This is a genomic window from Deltaproteobacteria bacterium, from assembly GCA_018668695.1.
In the GTDB taxonomy this organism is placed as follows: domain Bacteria; phylum Myxococcota; class XYA12-FULL-58-9; order XYA12-FULL-58-9; family JABJBS01; genus JABJBS01.
The window spans coordinates 1-18,949 of the sequence record JABJBS010000036.1 but is presented as its reverse complement, the minus strand read 5'-3'; the positions used below and the strand labels follow the sequence as shown (position 1 = coordinate 18,949).

At 47.6% G+C, this 18,949-nt stretch carries 15 protein-coding genes; all 15 read left to right on the top strand.

Annotation, left to right across the window (positions count from 1 at the left end):
• On the top strand, positions 1–709 hold a 709-nt coding region (gene nrfD / locus HOK28_01705), incomplete at its 5' end, for a polysulfide reductase NrfD (GenBank protein MBT6431775.1).
• Positions 709–963 (top strand): hypothetical protein, encoded by a 255-nt coding sequence (locus tag HOK28_01700; protein MBT6431774.1) that lies wholly within the window; start codon positions 709–711, stop codon positions 961–963. The genes nrfD and HOK28_01700, both read left to right, overlap by 1 nt.
• The gene (locus HOK28_01695) at positions 960–3,368 is read left to right on the top strand and encodes a molybdopterin-dependent oxidoreductase (GenBank protein ID MBT6431773.1); all 2,409 of its coding nucleotides are present in this window, start codon (positions 960–962) and stop codon (positions 3,366–3,368) included. Before HOK28_01700 ends, HOK28_01695 begins: the two co-directional genes overlap by 4 nt.
• A complete protein-coding gene (locus HOK28_01690; GenBank protein ID MBT6431772.1) occupies positions 3,365–4,141 on the top strand; it encodes a hypothetical protein in 777 nt (258 codons plus the stop codon). The genes HOK28_01695 and HOK28_01690 overlap by 4 nt, the downstream gene beginning before the upstream one ends.
• Positions 4,138–4,536, top strand: coding sequence for a 4Fe-4S dicluster domain-containing protein (locus HOK28_01685; protein ID MBT6431771.1), 399 nt, complete (start codon positions 4,138–4,140; stop codon positions 4,534–4,536). The genes HOK28_01690 and HOK28_01685 overlap by 4 nt, the downstream gene beginning before the upstream one ends.
• Positions 4,524–4,823, top strand: coding sequence for a hypothetical protein (locus HOK28_01680; protein MBT6431770.1), 300 nt, complete (start codon positions 4,524–4,526; stop codon positions 4,821–4,823). Before HOK28_01685 ends, HOK28_01680 begins: the two co-directional genes overlap by 13 nt.
• A gap of 195 nt (positions 4,824–5,018) precedes the next feature.
• Complete coding sequence (locus HOK28_01675) at positions 5,019–5,426, top strand: hypothetical protein (GenBank protein ID MBT6431769.1); 408 nt, start codon at positions 5,019–5,021, stop codon at positions 5,424–5,426.
• A gap of 12 nt (positions 5,427–5,438) precedes the next feature.
• Positions 5,439–7,199 (top strand): thiamine pyrophosphate-binding protein, encoded by a 1,761-nt coding sequence (locus tag HOK28_01670; GenBank protein MBT6431768.1) that lies wholly within the window; start codon positions 5,439–5,441, stop codon positions 7,197–7,199.
• 137 nt (positions 7,200–7,336) lie between these two features.
• A complete protein-coding gene (locus tag HOK28_01665; protein ID MBT6431767.1) occupies positions 7,337–7,867 on the top strand; it encodes a hypothetical protein in 531 nt (176 codons plus the stop codon).
• Positions 7,868–8,020: 153 nt separating this feature from the next.
• Positions 8,021–9,619 (top strand): glycoside hydrolase family 1 protein, encoded by a 1,599-nt coding sequence (locus tag HOK28_01660; GenBank protein MBT6431766.1) that lies wholly within the window; start codon positions 8,021–8,023, stop codon positions 9,617–9,619.
• A gap of 308 nt (positions 9,620–9,927) precedes the next feature.
• Positions 9,928–11,703 carry a cytochrome P450 gene (locus HOK28_01655; protein ID MBT6431765.1) on the top strand — a complete coding sequence of 592 codons (1,776 nt, stop codon included), beginning with the start codon at positions 9,928–9,930 and terminating at the stop codon, positions 11,701–11,703.
• Positions 11,704–11,744: 41 nt separating this feature from the next.
• Positions 11,745–12,872 (top strand): hypothetical protein, encoded by a 1,128-nt coding sequence (locus HOK28_01650; protein ID MBT6431764.1) that lies wholly within the window; start codon positions 11,745–11,747, stop codon positions 12,870–12,872.
• A 611-nt stretch (positions 12,873–13,483) separates the two neighbouring features.
• Positions 13,484–14,965: an aspartate aminotransferase family protein gene (locus HOK28_01645; protein ID MBT6431763.1), complete on the top strand. Its 1,482-nt coding sequence runs from the start codon at positions 13,484–13,486 to the stop codon at positions 14,963–14,965.
• Between the two features lies 1 nt (position 14,966).
• Positions 14,967–16,508 carry a hypothetical protein gene (locus HOK28_01640; GenBank protein ID MBT6431762.1) on the top strand — a complete coding sequence of 514 codons (1,542 nt, stop codon included), beginning with the start codon at positions 14,967–14,969 and terminating at the stop codon, positions 16,506–16,508.
• A gap of 700 nt (positions 16,509–17,208) precedes the next feature.
• Positions 17,209–18,894 (top strand): hypothetical protein, encoded by a 1,686-nt coding sequence (locus tag HOK28_01635; protein MBT6431761.1) that lies wholly within the window; start codon positions 17,209–17,211, stop codon positions 18,892–18,894.
• Positions 18,895–18,949: the final 55 nt, after the last annotated feature.

Genomic DNA, 18,949 nt, shown 5'->3' with positions numbered 1-18,949 from the left:
GCCTAATCCAAAGCTTTATCTCCCGATTGTTTTTTTGTCGATTATATGGGCGGTTTCTATCCATTCAGTCACTGCATTTCTATACAGTGGACTAGGCGGCCGCCCATTTTGGAATACTGCGATACTTGCGCCACGATTCATCGTCTCCGCGTTTGTCAGCGGGCCCGCTTTCATCATTCTCTCTCTTCAGATGGTTCGACGGGTAACCAAGTTCCATGTCGGCGATGGTGCAATTTTAACACTGCTAAATATCCTACGTGTCACCGTTCTCGTGAATCTCTTCCTAGTGGGGTCCGAATTATTTACAGATCTCTATACCGGAGGTTCACACTCAGCCTCCGCTCGCTACCTTTACTTCGGTCTACACGGGAAGAACGCCCTTGTTCCTTGGATATGGACAGCACTCGCTTTTAACACCATTGCCGCCGGCATCTTTATCTTCGCTAGGCCTAGCAGGCACCTGTGGCTAATTGATACAGCCTGTGTCCTTACCCTATCAGGACTTTGGGTAGAAAAGGGTCTTGGCTTAATTGTTCCGGGGTTCGTGCCCTCCACTCTTCACGAAATCGTTGAGTACCTTCCAAATGTAGTCGAATGGAAAATCTCGCTTGGTATCTGGGCGTTCGGACTCATGATTTTCACACTGGGCCTAAAAATTGCCGTAGCAGTCTTCCATGGCGAAATGCATATCGGAAAAGGAGACAAATAATGCCAATCGTTTCATCCGTCATTCATGTTGAAAAAACTAAGATCAGTGCTTTCGTAAATTCCCTACGCCATGACACGAGGGTCACTCTGGGTGACATCGTAAAGAATAAGGTGCCTATCGTCTTTGATTCATCGAGCCCACAAGAAGACAAAAAATTCTGGAAGGATATCGAACAACAACCCATCATCGAGTTTGTTCAATATATCTTTGCCGATTTTTCAGACATACATTCGACCGAAGAAGGTGCGCTATGAGTACAAACCGCCGAACCTTTCTAAAACTTACTGCTATGGCAGCTGCGACCGCCGCTGCTACTGGAAAAAATATTGGAACAGTAGACGCTCAAACCAAGCCTCCAGACGATTCCCAAAATAATGTTAGCTGGAATAAGGCTCCTTGCCGTTTTTGCGGAACAGGCTGCCATGTGCAAGTAGGAACCAAATCCGGAAAAGTTGTAGCTATAGCCGGTGATCAAAAGGCCGATGTAAACAAGGGCCTACTTTGCATGAAAGGTTACCATGTTGGCCTTGCTCTCTATGGCAAAGACCGACTCACCACGCCGCTTTTGAGGAAAAGTGGAAAACTGGTTCCGGTTAGCTGGGACGAGGCCATCGACATCATTGCAGAAAGAGTTGAACTGGGACCCAAGGGATTTGCATTTTACGGAAGCGGTCAATGGACGATTCCAGAGGGTTATGCCGCCCAAAAATTTATGAAAGGCGGTATCTCGTCTAATCATATTGATCCCAATGCGAGACTTTGCATGGCGAGTGCAGTCACGGGTTTTATCGCGACATATGGAGTTGATGAGCCAAACGGTTGTTTTCAAGATTTGGATGAGGCAGACGCAGTCATAACCTGGGGCAATAATCCTGCAGAAATGCACCCTGTTCTTTTTTCGAGAATCGTCGACAGACGTTCGAGGGGTGAGCAGGTTAAGCTTATTGATATTGGCACCCGTCGTACTCGAACGACAGCCCACTCCGATAACCATTTAAGTTTCAAGCCCCAAACCGACCTCGCTATCGCAAACGGAATTCTTCATTTACTTCTCCGCAACAATAGCTGGAATAAAGAATTCGTTAAAAACCATTGTAACTTCAGAGCCCACGACCCCGCCAATCCAACTCTTAAAGGCGAGGCCATTTCATTTGAGCAATGGGCTAAACAACTAGAACCTTACACTCCGCAAAAAGTTGAGGAAATCAGTGGCGTGCCCGCCGACGATATCCACATGCTCGCGAACTTATTTGGTGACCCCAAGCTAAGAATAACCAGTCTTTGGTGCATGGGTCCTAATCAACACACCCGCGGTACAGCTATGAACTGCCTTATTCATGCACTTCACTTATTTTCAGGTCACTTTGGTCGCCCGGGTGACAACCCTACAAGTTTGACAGGGCAACCGTCTGCTTGTGGAACCGCAAGAGAAGTGGGCACACTTGCTCATGCACTTCCCGGTGGACGCCTCGTTAAAAAAGAATCGCACCGCCGTCAAGCTGAAGAAATTTGGAACGTACCTGAAGGTCGAATAGACCCCAAACCAGGCAAACACACCATAGAAATGTTTAAATCTTGGTCAGCTCCCAAGGAGTCCAAAAAAGGTGATATCCATACGATATTTGTTCAAGTCACAAATCCAGGTCAAACTTTGCCAAACCGCCACAAACTCATGGATCCAGGCGTAGCGAATCAGGATAAGTTCCTTATTGTTTCGGACGTATATCCAACAGCTACTACGGAGGTTGCAGATCTTATTCTTCCGGCGTCAATGTGGGTAGAAAAAAATGGGGTTTACGGTAATTCAGAGCGACGTACCCAGCAATGGTTTCGCCAGGTAAAACCACCCGGACAGGCACGAGACGATGCATGGCAAGTCATTGCTTTAGCTCGTCGTCTTTATGACCGTGGATTCCCAGGCATGAAAGATAAAAATGGCGACTTTCTATTTAACGTCAAAAATAAAGACGGAAAGGTTATCCCAGTTTGGAACTGGGAAAATTACTACGACACGAATGTTGATCGTTACCTCTTTGAGGAATACCGGCGTTTTACGACACTTAAGCACAAAAACCTTGCGCCATACGATGAATATGTGAAGGCACGTGGTCTGCGGTGGCCTGTTGTTGAGCAACCCGATGGCACTTGGAGGGAAACCCGTTATCGATTTGCTGAGTTCGATGACCCCTTTGTAACTAAAGGTGCGAAACATCAATTCTATCATTCTACCAGTGGCGACGGGCGAGCTCAAATATGGTTTCACCCCTATGAGGAGCCACCTGAGATGCCTGACAGTACCTATCCATTTTGGCTCTGTACCGGGCGGGTCATTGAGCATTGGCACTCTGGAACTATTACCGGTCGAATCCCTCAACTTCGAAACTCTATGCCACAAGCCTATGTAGAGGTGTGCCATCAAGATGCCCTTGAGCTTGGCGTCCAGAATGGCGAGACTGTTTTGGTTGAATCTCGGCGGGGTAAAATTAGATTACCGGTATGGATAAATGGACGAGGTATTCCCGCTCAGGGAACAGTATTCGTTCCGTTTTTTGATGAACGTTCACCGATTAATGAAGTGACCTTGGACACCTACGACCCATTTAGCAAACAACCGGACTACAAGAAATGTGCGGTTAGAGTTGTTAAGGTGAAACAATGAACACAAAGCCTCTTCGCGTTGGTGCTGCATTCGGGTCGGTCGTTGTAGGGTTATCGTTGGCCGGCTTTTTCCATGCCACTCTGCCCACTCATTACGAGACGACTGGTCCATTGCATCACGTGGAGAAGCCACTCGTCGCTCCAGGCGCACCCCAAGCGCGCACTTACAAACAAATGCGTGATAAACCCAGTGAAGCAATCGGAATCACACGTGCATTGGAAAGACTAGAAGCGGTAGTGCCTCCACGGAGTGAGAGCACAAAAGCAAATACTTCAAAGCATAAGGCATTAGTCGAACGAGCACTCCTGCGTGCATACGACGGTTCACCTCCCGTTATACCTCATCCAGTCTCACAAACGGACGCGAACCAATGCCTAGCATGTCATATTAAAGGTTTGAAATTTGGCGCTCTGCGGGCCCCATCTCTACCACACAAAAAATATGTAAGTTGCACTCAATGCCATGCTCTGGGAGTCCCCAATGCTCCGTGGGGGACCCGCTCAAATGGACTGAAGCCAGACCCTCGAGCCGTGGACAATAGCTTCAATGGTCTCAAGCCTGCAACAGAGGGCCCGAGGTGGTCACAGCAATCGCCGCCTATTGTTGCACACGGTACATTTATGCACGAACAATGTATCAGTTGCCACGGTCCAAACGGTAGAGATGCTTTGCGCTCGAGTCATCCACAACGACAAAGCTGCCTTCAATGTCATGCTACCCAGGCATCCCTGGAGCAGCGGCCCGCTGGAAGAGGTCTGGAGCTTCTGCCATGACTGTGCTCACGCGACGAGAACTTATTACCGGCCTATGGAAGAATAGAGCTAAAGAGTCGGGCGAAATTCAAGCCAGCCCTATTCCACAGGAACCTAAAGAAGATATTGTTTCGCTACTGGCCAAATCACGTAACCGAGCGCCGTGGGAGGCCGAGATATCTGGCGCCGCTTCTCAGACTCACTTAGCAGTCGTAAACTCCGAAAAATGTTTGCAAAACTTGGGAACTGTTTGTTTCAGTTGTATTGAACACTGTGCGGTAGATGGTGCAATTCAACCAACCCAACAAGCTCCGATCATAAATGCGGACCGTTGCACAGGATGCGGTAGCTGCGTATTTGTTTGCCCCGCGCCAAAGCCGGCCCTAAACCTTAGGAAATTGTCATGTCAAACGTGAGCAAGCTACCGGAATTGCATCAAGGGTATATGGACACTCTGAAGCTTACTCAATACCGCGACGATTTAGAAAATCTAACCAAGATTCAAGAAATCATTATAAAACACAAGGCGTTGCAAATGATTAATACCAAGGTTCATAATCTAGACTCATCGTTTGAACTTTTGGTGGGGCGCGCCGTAATCGGGCTTCAAATCCGATATCATTGGAATATGCACAATTGGTGCGACACCCTAGTCTGGCGAAACGAGAGAATTTCATTGATTCGCATTTGCTGTGATCACTAATCTAAGATGAATACCGATTATCTTCGTCCTTTAATGTTACCATTTCAATCAACGCGCATTTAAGTCGTCACTTAAGAGTAACGCAACCTAAGTTACATACCGTTATTGGTAAATATTTTAAGACTCTTCGAACGCCAACTTTGGCACGAGACCTGCTTAAAATTAATGAAATAGCGGAAATAGGGAGGGTGTTTCGTGAGTAACGGTACTACACATTACGAATATATATACATCCCACTCTTCACGCTCTCTTCAAGTTGCGAATCTGGTGAAGCCCTCATGGGAACCGTAACAAATTCTCAACACCGCACCCTCGTAGAAAGCACCGTTTTCATCGACAGCCTAAACCGACGGCCCATTGTGATTTTAGAGTCCCAGCGCCTACCAAATGATATTTTCCTGGTGTCTTCGCCGGCAATGATATCTCACCCCATAACCTGTAACCGAGACGCTAGGCTGACCGCCTTTTACGATTTTATCGCCACGTTAGAAATTACGGCTATTCCTATTGTAGATGGGACTGCTGTGACCGGTCTCTTCACCAGCCGAGGATCCTCTGAGCTACTTCGACGGAAATTAGAGCTTAAAAGCGCATCTGAATAGGAAGTGAATACCATGCTAAAGTGTGAGTACAACCAAATCACCCAAAACCTGGGACCCGACTACGCTCAGAATGTACCGACAACCGGTCATTCCCTGAAAACGATACTCAAATATTTCAATATTGATGTCGCGTACGGTATTGGTGGTGACTACGTTGCCGGACTCATCGAAGTGCTCCACCCCGAGGTTAATATTCTTCCGGGATCAAACGAACTCAATGCCGCATTTGCCGCCTGTGGTCATGCCGAAATCCGAGGAATTGGTTGTTGTATAATGACCTATACAGTCGGGAGCCTCCCCGCAATAAGCGCTGCCGCTCTCGCCATCGCAGAAAATATCCCCGTTATATTTCTATCAGGAGCGCCGGGTGAAAATGAAATTGGTGAAACGTTTCTTCACCACACAGTCGTCAACCACCGAAACCTCTACCCCCGTTACGATGCAGCTCTCAATGCATTCCAAGCCATTGGTGTTCGGGCTGAGCGCCTACAAGGTAAGCGTGGTAACCTCCAGCCGAGTAACGCCTCTATCCAATTTCTTGAGTTAGTTCACTATGCGTGGAAAAACAGTCAGCCGGTTTTTATTGAAATCCCACGTGACCTCATCGCTCAACCCACTCAGCCGCTTACACTTCCCTCTTCGCCAAAGCTATTACAAGCCGAGGTGCCTCTGGTCGCGGGCAACTTAGAGATCATCCCGCAAATTAAGCACAAACTGTTAAAGTCAAAACACCCTTTGATTTTCTTAGGTCAATTCATCAAGCGTGACCGCTCCCTTCGTGAATGCATCCTGAAATTTTCTAAGGAACATAACATTCCCTTTGTAACATCATGGTTAGCCAAAGGATTTTTCGATGAAGACGATGCACTCTGTAAAGGTGCGTACAATGGAATCTTTTCGCCGGAGCATATCCGTTCAATCGAACACGATGTCGATTATATCATCGAGATTGGCACGAGTATTCAGAGGCAAGATATTAACTATGCATTTAACTCTGAGACACAATGGCTGAGTGACTTTGAAAATAAGACACGTTTAACGGGTGCACTCCTTGAGAGCGAGAATCTTCAAACAATGTTTAAAGAACTCTCCAACGGTTCCGAACCAAAAAATTCTCCTTTGACTCAGAACCAAATCAGTGTTTTTTCTTCGAAGACAGAACAAACGCTCTCATATTCAAACATTGCCTCGGCACTAAACCAGACACAAAATCGGCTCGACCGAACGATGGTTTATCTTCCGGAGGTAGGTAACTCATTGTTCGCAAGTTTTGGGTTGAAAAATCGTTTGGGTGAATGCGGCCGAGGTTGGGTAGCTAATCCATGGTACGCTGCAATGGGTACATCCTTAGCCTATGCTCGGGCACTTGGACACATTAATCAATCTGAAAATCTAAAGGACATTCCTGTTGTGCTTACAGGTGATGGTGGGTTTCAATTTCAGATAAACGAACTCGCACACATACAACAAGAAGAGCTCTCAGTTATCGTGATCTATATGAGAAACAACATTTTCAGCTTAGGCAAAGCGGGTGAAAGTAATATCTATAAGTGCATTGACCCTCGCTTTAAACTTGAACTGACGACACAATCTTATGGGGGACGCTACTATTGTGTTGATAGAACAGACGAATTAGTTCGCGTGATTGAGAAGGTGACCGTTGAATTGTCATTTGGCTTGGTTATCATTGAGGTACCCACCTCTACCGATTCATGCGATCAGTCCAATGAGGTTAGGTTAATCAACAACTATATAAGTTCTTGCAACGACTGAGACACCTTGCATCACCAGAGTTCTCGATGAGTTACACTGAGAACAGGGATTTCGAATAATAGACAGCAACCTAATCTGCTCTCGTAACTTCACATGGCATCAGAGATTAGGAAGCAGACCGTACTAAGGATAAATTTATGAGTGTCAATTATGTGGTATCTATCTTATCAGCAACCCTCTTGGGGCTTACCTTCTGCACGGCGTGTGGCAACGACAGTGGCCCACAATTTGATACAGCCTTTGACTTCGAGACTCTCGTTAAGGAAAAGACTTATCGTGGTGCAGGATGGGAATCCGAAACCATTGGACCTCGAGAAGCGTCGAGCATTGTTTCGCCACATGGCCGAGTGCGTGTCTTTTTTAATGATGCGCTTGTAACGAGCCAACAGGCTGGTAACGGTGAATTTCAAGGCACGCCCCATGACGTCGAAAGCATGGCGGTCAAAGAATTCTACGAAGATGACCTGCTAGTTGGACATGCCGTCTACTACAAAGCCGATACTGGGCGAGGACTTGAAAGCTTTGTTTACTATTGTGTGGGTCCTGAAGGTCGATGTCTTCATGACGAGCCAGCAACCACATTTGAATCTCCGGTTTATGGTTCGGCGCATGATACAACTTGCCACGGTTGTCATGGCGGTCTTGTATTTACTCAGTTTGGTCGTTAGTCGTAAGTACCTAATTTTTAAAAGCTCAATGTCTTTTAAAGAGCGGGCGTTTTTATCTCCAAAAGTAAGCCACTATTTCAAACTAGCCATTACTCGGTGGCAGCGTAGATGAATCTGAAGTAGCAAGGAGACCGTACGGAGGCTGGTGAAATCATGTATCAATCCAACATTTCTCGAATTGGAACCATCGGACTCATTGCTCTTTCCTGGGTCACGGCTCTACTGGGATGCTCAGACACAAGTATCTCATTTTCGGACCAGGGTTCTCTTTCACACTCGAGCGGTGAAGGAAGCTTTCGATTTGGTGCAGCCACCGCCGCCGTCCAAATAGAAGATGGCCTTTACCATTCCGACTGGCACCACTGGAGCAAGCCTCAAAGCGAGGGAGGCAAAGGTCAGGGTCACGATTTCGTAGGCGAAGCTGTCATGGGGTACACGAATGCCATCAACGACATTTCGCTCTTAACAGAGCTTGGGCTGGATGCCTACCGATTCAGTGTCGACTGGTCCCGAATTGAGCCTCTACGTGACTCCATCAACGAGGATGGCATGGACCATTACAGCAGCTTTATCGACCAGCTCTTAACCAAAAACATTACCCCTATGGTCACAGTGCATCACTTCTCCAGCCCTATATGGGTCGATAACTTCCTAAACGGCACCTGCACAGATACCGATGTACCCACCGATGAGAATCTATGTGGTTGGGGCCATCCAACAGGAAGCGTCGCTATCATCGAAGAAATTGCCGAGTTTGCGGCCCAACTGGCCCGCAAATTTGGCGACCGAGTAGACGACTGGTGTACACTGAATGAGCCTATCAACTATCTCATCGCCAGCTATGGTGCAGGTCAGTTTCCGCCTGGTAAACAGTACCTGATTAGCGATTTCGACCGCCTGATGACAGTTTACCGAAATTACTTAATGGCTCATGTCGCCATCTATAATGCAATAAAGGCCAACGACACGATCGATGCTGATGGCGATGGCGTAGCAGCATCTGTAGGACTAAGTCTGAACTCCATCGAATGGGTACCCGTATTTGAAAACGCTGCTTCGGACCGTCCGAAAGATATCCGAGCAAGAGACCGAATCTGGTATCTCTACCACCACTTTTATCCAGATTCACTGCTCGAAGGCTCTTTCGATTCAGACTTGGATATGGTCCCAGATGAGATGCACCCTGAATGGACCGGCAAACTCGATTGGTTAGGCATTCAGTACTACTCGAAAAACGGTGTAACCGCCTCCCCTGCCATGTTACCCGGCGTTGACGCTACCTTATGCGTTGGTGAACTTGATATGGGTGCCTGTCTACCCCCCGAAGACGAAACTCACTGGATTCCAACCATGGGTTATGAATACCACGAAGAGGGTCTTTTCAATGTCTTAATGGATATAGGCACCCGATACGAAAACCTTCCTCTCGTACTTACCGAATCAGGCTTAGCGGCCAACGAGGGCGCACGCAGGGCCGAACACATCGTTCGAACCCTCGAGCAAACGGAATTAGCGATGCAAGAAGGCATAGACATACGTGGCTACTACCACTGGTCGTTAATGGATAACTTTGAGTGGAGCGAAGGCTACCTACCACGCTTTGGCTTGTATGAGGTCGACTTGCAAACCTACGAGCGCACAGCGACCCAAGGTGCTACTGTCTACCGCGAGATAACCAACACCCGCTCACTCACGATTCAGACCCGTACAAACTATGGCGGCACAGGGCCCATGACACCAGACATTGAATAACGATGTGACAAAACCGAGGCACTCGCACTTTCTCGACGCAGGGAATTGTGCGGCATCGGTAACAAAATCTTGAAAAGTGTCACCAAAACCGACCAAATAATGGGCTTCAGAGGTTCAACCACTCACCGTGCCTACCCACGATTGTTGCCCCTCGGCTCCACACCAACATTTTAACCCTAAAAAAAATCGAGGCATGATTATTGCTTCGGTATCCAAGTGTAAAATCATCTTGAAACAATAAAAACTCCACTTTTGACAAACGTTCGAGCTGCACAGGTGGGCAACAATTCTAAGCAGAAGGATGCCGAATGGCCAAAACGCAATCTGTCAATCATTGTCCCTACGGTTCTCCTAAAAACCAGACAAACCTAAACACCACCAGCTCAGTTGTTAGAGCTGAATGGCAGAATGCAACCCACACAATTCATTGTGGCCCCGCTGAAACAATTCTAGAAGCCGCTATGAATGCCGGCGTCGAAACACCATTTACGTGCCGCGAGGGTTGCTGTGGTTCATGCATGTTCAAGCTAGAAAAAGGGTCGGTCAAGATGGCACGAAATCGATGCCTATCTGAGGAAGATATTAAGCGCGGCTACTATCTGGCTTGCCAGTCCATTCCAACAAGCTCTGAAATATCACTCAAATGGGACTCCATCGGCTGGGCAAAAGAACTAGACGAGCAAAATTCCTGTAGCCTGGAAAGTCTTCAAGAAGCGAAGCCCATCGACCATGTTAAGATAGACTGGCCGGATATCTTCGGCGTATTCAAATACAAAAATTTCATAAAGTGGATGGCGCACTTCACAAAGCTATTTGAAAGATATGGAGAGGTCTTTTTCTTAAAGGTTCCATTTTTACCCATTCGAATCATATTTTCGCGTCACCCTCGGGACAGTGACCATGTCTTTAAGAGCCGTAACTTCATTAAGAAGACTGATTTTCACAGATTTCACAATACACTGTTTGGCGAGGGCGTTGTGACAATATCCGGCCCTACGTGGCAAGCCCGGCGTAAACTACTTCAAGGTTTCTTTCGTGCCGACACTGCACGAGCTTGCATCGGCATTATCGATTCATATGCAACACAATGGCTAGCCCGTGAGGAATATCACGATTACCGTGACATCTCTGATGTATGCCGTCGCCTGACTCTTGATATTAGCATCGAGGCGTTTCTTAGCCCCGAGTTTATAGAGCATAAGAAACTCATCGCCGAGGCAATGGATGTCTTTTGTGAACCACAAGGCGCTATTGATCTGATGCTCCCAAACTGGGTTCCGACACCTCAATGGCTCAAGCACAAGCGTGCTATGAGACAAATGCACAATGCAATAGACAATGTGCTTCACATCCGAAGAAGCCAGAATTTACATTATGGCGATTACCTGGAAAGTCTGATGGAAGGGTTAAAAGATACAGATAGTCCCGAAAGAGTCGATAAGATATTGCGCGATGAAATGGTGACCCTCCTGGTTGCCGGGCATGAGACAACGGCATCGGGCTTTGTGTGGATGTTTTACGAATTAGCAAAAAGACCCAAGTTACAAGATGAACTCCATCAAGAAATTGTTTCTACTCTCAAATCGAATGATGGCGATATTGAAAAATCCATTGACGAGATGAGCTTGGTAGACCAAGTCGTTCACGAATCACTACGACTGCACCCGCCAATCGCCCTATTTATTCCAAGGGCGAATGAAAACGCAGAAGCCATTGGAGGCGTGGAAGTACCACCACGTACCATAGTGGTAATGATTCCCTATCTCATACAGAGGCACCCCGGTATTTGGGACCGCCCTAATGAATTTGACCCGAGTCGGTTTGCAAATGAAAAGCTAGGAGAAAAACAGAGGCTTGGCTTTGTCCCCTTTGCCAATGGACGTCGAAAATGTGCGGGAGTCTATCTGGCACTCTACGAAATGAAAGTCGTTCTCGCTCGAGTACTAGAGAAATATCGAATCAAAACACCGACAGGTTTTATTGCTACACCCATTTCAGTCAATGGCACATATGCACCAAGAGAAGGAATGCCCATTGAGCTGACTCCAAGAACCCAAGACGATATTCAAAACAATCATTATTAAAATAGGACATTGCGGAGCGATTTAGCCACCGGGAGAAAAACATGAGAATAGTTGTAATGGGCGGCGCTGGCGACGTTGGCAGTCGGACGGTCGAAGACCTCGCATTCGAAACGGGAATTCAGCAGATAACAATCGCTGACTGGAACATACACGGTGCCCAAAAATTGGCTTCAAGACTTCGTAGCCGGGGAGCAACCGCCAATGTCTCAGCTGTACAAGTCGATGCCAATCGACATCAAAGCCTCACCAACTGCATCAAAGGCCATCAGATAGTTGCCAGTGCCTTAGGTCCATTTCATCACTATGAGCTGAAACTCGTAAGAGCGGCCATAGAGGAAAAAGCACACTACACTAGCATTTGTGATGAATGGGAGCCTGCTAAAACTTTATTTGACGACTTTCGTACGTGGGCGCAACGATCCGGTACCATGGTCATAACCGGATTAGGTGCTAGCCCCGGATTGACGAATATGGGTGTAGCTCACCTTGCGAAATCATTTGACCAAATTCGAAAGGTTGATGTTAGCATCTATCAACCGCTGGATGCAGGTGGCGGCGAAGCTGTTTTTGCTCACATGCTCCACATCATGAGCGGAAAAGTCGCTACCTTTCGCGGCGGAAGTGCGCAGATGATTCCCGCTCTTAGTGAGAGTCGAGAGGTTATCTTCCCCAAGTTTGGCACAATCAAACTCTGGAACATGGGCCATGCCGAACCAGTCACGATTCCCCGATTTTTCGATGTAGACGAAGTTAATTTCTTTATGGGCTACGGTGCCGGCGCAAAATCGTTCGTTTGGCCAGCCCAGGCTGGACTCTTTGACAAACCTCTTGCTAAGCGCTGGGCGCTTAAACTCATCGTCGCTTTAGAGCGCGCCAACCGACCTTCGAATCCTGGAATCGGAGCCATCAGAATGGACGTTACTGGCATAAAAGACGGCCAGGAAGAATCCCGTCTTCTATGTGGCACAGGGCAAATGCGTGAAGCTACAGGGCTATCACTCGCCGTCGGAACAGCGATGCTCGCACGGGGAGAAGTTACCGTCTCTAAGGGTGACGTTTATGCGCCAGAGGGCTGCCTAGACCCCGATGCCTTTATAAAAGGTTTAAGCGATAAAGGTATCCAAGCTTTCTACGACGTTGAAATGCGGATGCCAGTTGCTGGCAACTGACTGAATACAGATAAGGAAAGACTGCGTTTATGTAAGTTCGCCCATGACCTTCCCCAGCAAACCCTGCTTTATGATACTTTTATGATTTCGTGCCTAGTTAAGTTTTTTTACTGAAGAATGCCTTGGTTCTTGTGCGTCATTTCAGTCACTTAGATTTGGCGGCGTGACGACGAACACGGAGTCAGAACCCAATTGTAGTAATAAATTTTAGCCAAAGCACTTATTGTCTACCTCGAAAAACAAGGAGTGTGGTCTGGGTCACATCTCATATTGGTACTGACTTGGAACACGCTAGCCATGACCATGACAAGTTCAATGAGGTATGACCCTCAACAATATGCTTTCTAATGTTTTTAGTTAAGTGTCTCCGTGGACTACAATGTTTCATCTTCGACCTACACGTTATAGTCCACAGCAAACAGATGATTCTATTTTGGAGGACTCGTCTATCATGAGGCAATTGTTACGCCTTGGTAATAAATTGTCTCGCACCAACCAATCATTGTTACTGTCCTGTTACACAGATTTTTTTTCGAACCCTGACTTCATTATCCTGTCGCATTTTGACTACATTTTCATTAGGTAGAGGCATTGCCTTTCCTGGGGGTTCGATGCCGAAACGAAAAAAAATTCCAAAGCATGGTCAATCTAAAGCGAGTTTATTAACTGAAATGAATGAGATGCGTGCAGATGACGCCGATTGGCGGTCTGCTCGAACATGGTCAATGATTTACCACGCCGGTGACGAGCACTATGAATTCTTAAAAGATGCACACAATCTTTTTTTCTCCGAGAACGCGTTAAACCCGATGGCCTTTAAGAGCTTGAAGGTTATGGAGACCGAGATAATCGATATGGCCAGTGCTATGCTGAACGGTGATGATGACACGGCAGGAACGCTCACGTCCGGTGGGACGGAGTCAATCCTGCTCGCAGTTAAGACTTATCGAGATAGAGCAAGACTCAAAAAACCATGGATTTTACGGCCAGAGATTGTAGCACCACAGTCTATTCATGTCGCATTCGACAAGGCTGCTCAAGCGTTCGGTGTAAAGCTTCGAAAAGTTTCACTGACCGATGATTACCGAGTGGATATGCGGAAACTTCGTCGTGCGATTGGTCGCAATACAATCATGATTGCAGCATCGGCACCTCAGTATGCTCACGGCGTTATTGACCCAATAGAAGACATCGCTGCGCTGGCACAAAAAAAAACAATACCATTTCACGTGGATGCCTGTTTTGGGGGGTTTATCTTACCTTGGTTAGAGAAGCTTGGTTATCCTATTCCACCGTTCGATTTTAGACTCAATGGCGTAACCTCAATGTCCGCGGATGTTCATAAATACGGATATGCGCCTAAAGGAAGCTCAGTGATTCTCTACCGCGACATGTCATTTTTGAAGCATCAGTTTTTCGCGGTAACAGATTGGCCAGGCGGCATCTACGTTTCACCAACGATGCCGGGGAGCCGACCAGGTTCAGCCATCGCAGCTGCTTGGGCGTCACTAATGGCTATGGGTGAGACCGGTTTTATCGAACTTGCTGATAAAGCAATGAAGACGGCAATGACCTTACGTTACGGGATTGAGTCTTTCCCTGAGCTGGAAATTGTTGGTCGACCGGACTGCACTATTATCAGCTATAAAGTTAGTGACAATTTTCCAAAATTGAATATTTTCGCCGTAGCTGACCAACTTGAAAAACGAGGCTGGTCTGTGTCCCGTCAACAATTCCCTGAATGTATCCACTGCACTGTAAATGCATTTAACTCCGACTCAGTCCAGCTCTATTTAGATGATATTCGAATCGCCTTGAACCATTGCCTCGCAAACCCGGGCGGAGCGGACGAAGGCTATGCTGCGATGTATGGTATGATGGCCAAACTCCCATCGAGATTTCTTGTGAAGCTGAGTGTGTTGAAGGTAATGGAGGCAATGTATTCACCGGGTGAAACAGGTTTCGATATAGACTCAATCGGTGAAGAAGATGACGAGCTAACCGCACGTCTTCTAAGCTACGGCGACAAAGCGTTAAAAGTGGTCGACAAAGTGGTCGAGTTTAAACGAGCAATCAAGCGAGAAGTTAAATAGAATGGTCGATCAACCTAATTATCGTATCGCTTATTGTAGGGTCTCTCAGGAAAGCAACTGCTTTTCACCATTGCAGACTACTCTCGAAGACTTTCAGAACACTCATTATTCGGTTGGTCAAGAACTGTCTAAGAGAACCTCTAAGGACGGCCAGGAAATCGATGGTTTTTTAAAAAATGCCGAGCTTAGTGGTTTTCGCCAGTGGCTAGATAAACAGAGAAAACCCTTAATTTCGCCCATTCCTCTGTTTAGCGCATGGGCTATTCCGGGTGGTCCACTTTGTGACGAAACATTACTCGCATTAGTATGCCAGCTTGAGAAGTCTTTAGAATCTGCCGGTCCAATCGATGCACTCTACTTGTGTTTGCATGGTGCTATGTGCTCTCAAAGTCATGCTCATCCTGAGCTAAGATTGATTCAAGCGGCCCGTAACTTTGTGGGTGACCATATCCCAATTTGTGTGAGCTTAGATTTACATGCACAGCTGTGCGAGGAGTTTTTTAAACTGGCAAACGTCGTTATCGGATATCGAACGAATCCCCATCGAGATCATGCTAGGGTCGGGGCACGCGCCGCGAAGATTCTCTATAGTATGCTTAAAGGTGAAATTAAGCCGGTTACTAGCTGGCGCAGTCTCCCTATGCTGAGCGGTGGGGGGACGACAGTAGATTTTCTACCGACCATGCGCCCCATCTACAAGCGCCTGAAGGAATTGGAGAAGGACCATCGGATCCTCTACGCAAGCGTATTTAATGGTCACAATTGGCATGCCTCTAAGCAGCTTGGGTGGAGTGTCGCAGTGGTTGCTGACAACCGCCCTGATTTGGCCGCCCGCTATGCAGAGGAACTCGCAGATAGATTATGGGAAACGCGTCAGGTTAAAATGCCGCCGTTTGATACGCCTTTAGAAGCCATCAGTGTTGCCAGGGGCGCGACCTTGGCTCGCAGTCTTGGCGTGATATGCATGTGTGATGCTTCGGATGTGGTTGGGGCTGGAGGAACCGGGGAGAACACGCGCTTGATTTCGGCCTGTCTTGAACACGGCTCAGATCTGGTAACTTACGCACCCATCAGGGGACCTCATACAGTGCAGAAGCTTTGGAACCTACCACTTGGAACACGAACCGAGTTTAGTGTTGGAGGACAGGTTGATCCACTGCGAAATCCTAAATTGACCTGCGAGGGGATATTGATTCAACGCTATTTTAATCGAGCTTTGGGAAAAGTATTAGTCGTTCAAGTGGGTAATCTTTACTTGGTTGTTACAGAAGGGCCGCCCATCGCAATGGCACCCAGGTTTTATGAAGAGGCTGGCCTGAATATTTGGAGAGCTGATATTGTTATTGTTAAAAGCTTTTTTCCTTTTCGACTTTATTTTGCGGTTCATAACCGCAAAACAATCTACGTGAAGACTAAGGGAATTACTGATTTTGATATCGTAGATGCCGTTGAGCAAGATGATCCAGTCTTTCCAATCGATGATGTTCAGTCATGGCGCGCAATTGATGCTAAACGCAGAAATACTTTATCAACGTTTTATTGAATGAGGTTCTTTCAGATGACGCATCGTTTATTATCAAGGGTCTAAGCGGTCGAGAGTATGATCAAAATAGTTATAGAGAGCAATAAGTTTCGGTAGGAAGCCTAAGCAAACTACATAGCCCTGATTAAAGCCATGCAACATAGACTAAGGCATAACAGCGTTTAGTAACTAGGGAATTCAACCTGCCAAAACCCTAAATCCTGAATGTATAACATCACGCTTCGACTTGCCGAAAACCGCTAGTTCTTCCATTTTTTGCCATGCCTAGGCGTGGTCTCGAAGCTGCAGACAAAGAGGCTGAGTGGAATCAAGGCGGCAATCTCATGGGTCATCCAAAGCAATTAGAAATGAGAGATCCTAATTTGTGAGGGGCTTGGGTTCAAAGTTTTTGGGGGGCTGCAGTGTCTCTCTCTCTGACAATGTTTTTAGAATAAAAACGTAAGAAGAGTCTTGGTCTCGCCTTTTGGGTTTTAGGGGGTAAAATTCACCGGCTAAGAATTGGGCCAATCGTTCTGCTTCTTCTGGGTGTAGATACTTCTCGTCGGTGAGGGGTTAGCGTCATACTTGACTCTAAATTATTCCTTGTAACAAGGTATCAGAGGCTTTGTTTGGATGCTGTCAAGGGTTGTTTTTATTTGGGATAAAGCCGATTATTAGGAACTATTGGGGTTGATAAGCATTTGTATTGTTGGAGGATGCTATGCGCAATCTTTCTTTGTTGATGATAATGTTCTTAGTTGGCTGTGATGACAAAACCGAAGATGAAAACACAAGCCCAGTTGATGAAGGTACCAATCCCGGTGAATGTACAGATGGTGACTTCGACTCTAATGACTCTGATTGTACAGGCTCTCCAGACTGCCAAGAAGAAGACACAGATACGGACACGATGTGGCCGCCTATCATCATCGATGCCCTAGATCCGCTGTCCGGCCCAATCGGAAGCAACGTTGTCATCTCAGGCGTCGGGTTCAGCGCGATGTCATCTGAAAACAGCGTCTCTTTCGGTGGCGCGGCGGCGACGATTCTTTCAGCCTCCGAAACAGAACTCCTTGTCACTGTTCCAGCCTACGCACGTCATGGTCCGGTCACCGTGATGAGCAATGGATTGATCGCCCGGTCGAGCGTTCGATTCAACATCACCTTCAACGCCACCGAAACATTCAACATGACGCACATGGACCAGCAGTTCATGACGCCCTACTTGGGAAGCGGTATCAAGGACATCGGATGGGGCGACCTCGATGGTGATGGCACCCCAGAAATCGTCACAACACAAGTCAACGGCGACATCTGCGTGCACACCACCTCGTTTGATGAGGATGGTATGGTCAGCTTTGAACGACGCCTTACACTCAATTACGGACTCGGACCCTGGGCTCAGGCCCATGACGTCGCCCTCGGTGATGTCGATGGTGACGGACGACTCGATATCGTCGCCTCCGAATATGGTGACGTCACCGATGACTTCGATTCACACACATGCATCTTCATCAATACCGGAACCGGAATCAGTGGCAATGGTGACTTTGATTTCGCGTCGCCGATGGTCCTCTCAGGTGATGGTTATGAAGGATTTGCGCAGCTCCAGGACATCAATGGCGACGGTCGACTTGATATCGTCACTTCGCGAGCCAACTGGCATCAGATGGGTGTCTACCTGAACACTACTGGGGATGGCGCCGTTTCCTTCGCACCAAAAGTGATTATCGATGCCTATGTCGACACTCGACCGGCCTTCGCTGATTTCAACGGCGATGGACTCGTTGACCTGGTGTCATCCGGAGACAACCGCGACGTTCACATCTACTACAACCGCAGCACGCAGGACGAACTGGCTCTCGAGCTTGCACTGACAGTTGAGGCCGGTGGCGTCGAGGACCCGCAGTACACATACTACTGGGCTACCGGAGCCCCGAGACTGGCTGACCTCGATGGGGATGGCCTTCTTGAGATCATCACACGGGGCGGAACCTCTGGCGGTTCGCCGAATGGACTCTCGGTGATGCGCAACACCAGCACGGACTCCCAGTTGAGCTTCGACTACGAGTTCGAAGACTATTTCGAATATGAAAACAACTCCGTCCAACCCCTCCTCATCGAGATCGCCGACCTGGATGGCGATGGACGATCCGACATCGTCACTTCAGATTGGCTGGCCGGGTTGTCGGTTTGGATCAATGCAAGCTCGCCGGGAACCATTGCCCTTGAGACACAACTTCAGATCGGTGTGGGAAGCTTTCCCAATCCATTTGTCATGTGCGACCTCAACCAGGATGCCACGCCGGAAATAATCGTCGGACACTTCGACACACTCGACGGCATGCGCATCATCCACAACTTCCTGCCGGTTAATGCATTTGTTGATCCTGCGGATTGTGAATAGAGGACATTACGAACGAGGCGACTACTCGTGGGGTGCTTCATTCATCAAGTGTTGT

What these genes read in the sequence shown, in the direction of transcription:
- HOK28_01700 (MBT6431774.1), top strand. Translation starts at nt 709, where the DNA reads ATGCCAATCGTTTCATCCGTCATTCATGTTGAAAAAACTAAGATCAGT.
- HOK28_01695 (MBT6431773.1), top strand. Translation starts at nt 960, where the DNA reads ATGAGTACAAACCGCCGAACCTTTCTAAAACTTACTGCTATGGCAGCT.
- HOK28_01690 (MBT6431772.1), top strand. Translation starts at nt 3,365, where the DNA reads ATGAACACAAAGCCTCTTCGCGTTGGTGCTGCATTCGGGTCGGTCGTT.
- HOK28_01685 (MBT6431771.1), top strand. Translation starts at nt 4,138, where the DNA reads ATGACTGTGCTCACGCGACGAGAACTTATTACCGGCCTATGGAAGAAT.
- HOK28_01680 (MBT6431770.1), top strand. Translation starts at nt 4,524, where the DNA reads ATGTCAAACGTGAGCAAGCTACCGGAATTGCATCAAGGGTATATGGAC.
- HOK28_01670 (MBT6431768.1), top strand. Translation starts at nt 5,439, where the DNA reads ATGCTAAAGTGTGAGTACAACCAAATCACCCAAAACCTGGGACCCGAC.
- HOK28_01665 (MBT6431767.1), top strand. Translation starts at nt 7,337, where the DNA reads ATGAGTGTCAATTATGTGGTATCTATCTTATCAGCAACCCTCTTGGGG.
- HOK28_01660 (MBT6431766.1), top strand. Translation starts at nt 8,021, where the DNA reads ATGTATCAATCCAACATTTCTCGAATTGGAACCATCGGACTCATTGCT.
- HOK28_01655 (MBT6431765.1), top strand. Translation starts at nt 9,928, where the DNA reads ATGGCCAAAACGCAATCTGTCAATCATTGTCCCTACGGTTCTCCTAAA.
- HOK28_01650 (MBT6431764.1), top strand. Translation starts at nt 11,745, where the DNA reads ATGAGAATAGTTGTAATGGGCGGCGCTGGCGACGTTGGCAGTCGGACG.
- HOK28_01645 (MBT6431763.1), top strand. Translation starts at nt 13,484, where the DNA reads ATGCCGAAACGAAAAAAAATTCCAAAGCATGGTCAATCTAAAGCGAGT.
- HOK28_01640 (MBT6431762.1), top strand. Translation starts at nt 14,967, where the DNA reads ATGGTCGATCAACCTAATTATCGTATCGCTTATTGTAGGGTCTCTCAG.
- HOK28_01635 (MBT6431761.1), top strand. Translation starts at nt 17,209, where the DNA reads ATGCGCAATCTTTCTTTGTTGATGATAATGTTCTTAGTTGGCTGTGAT.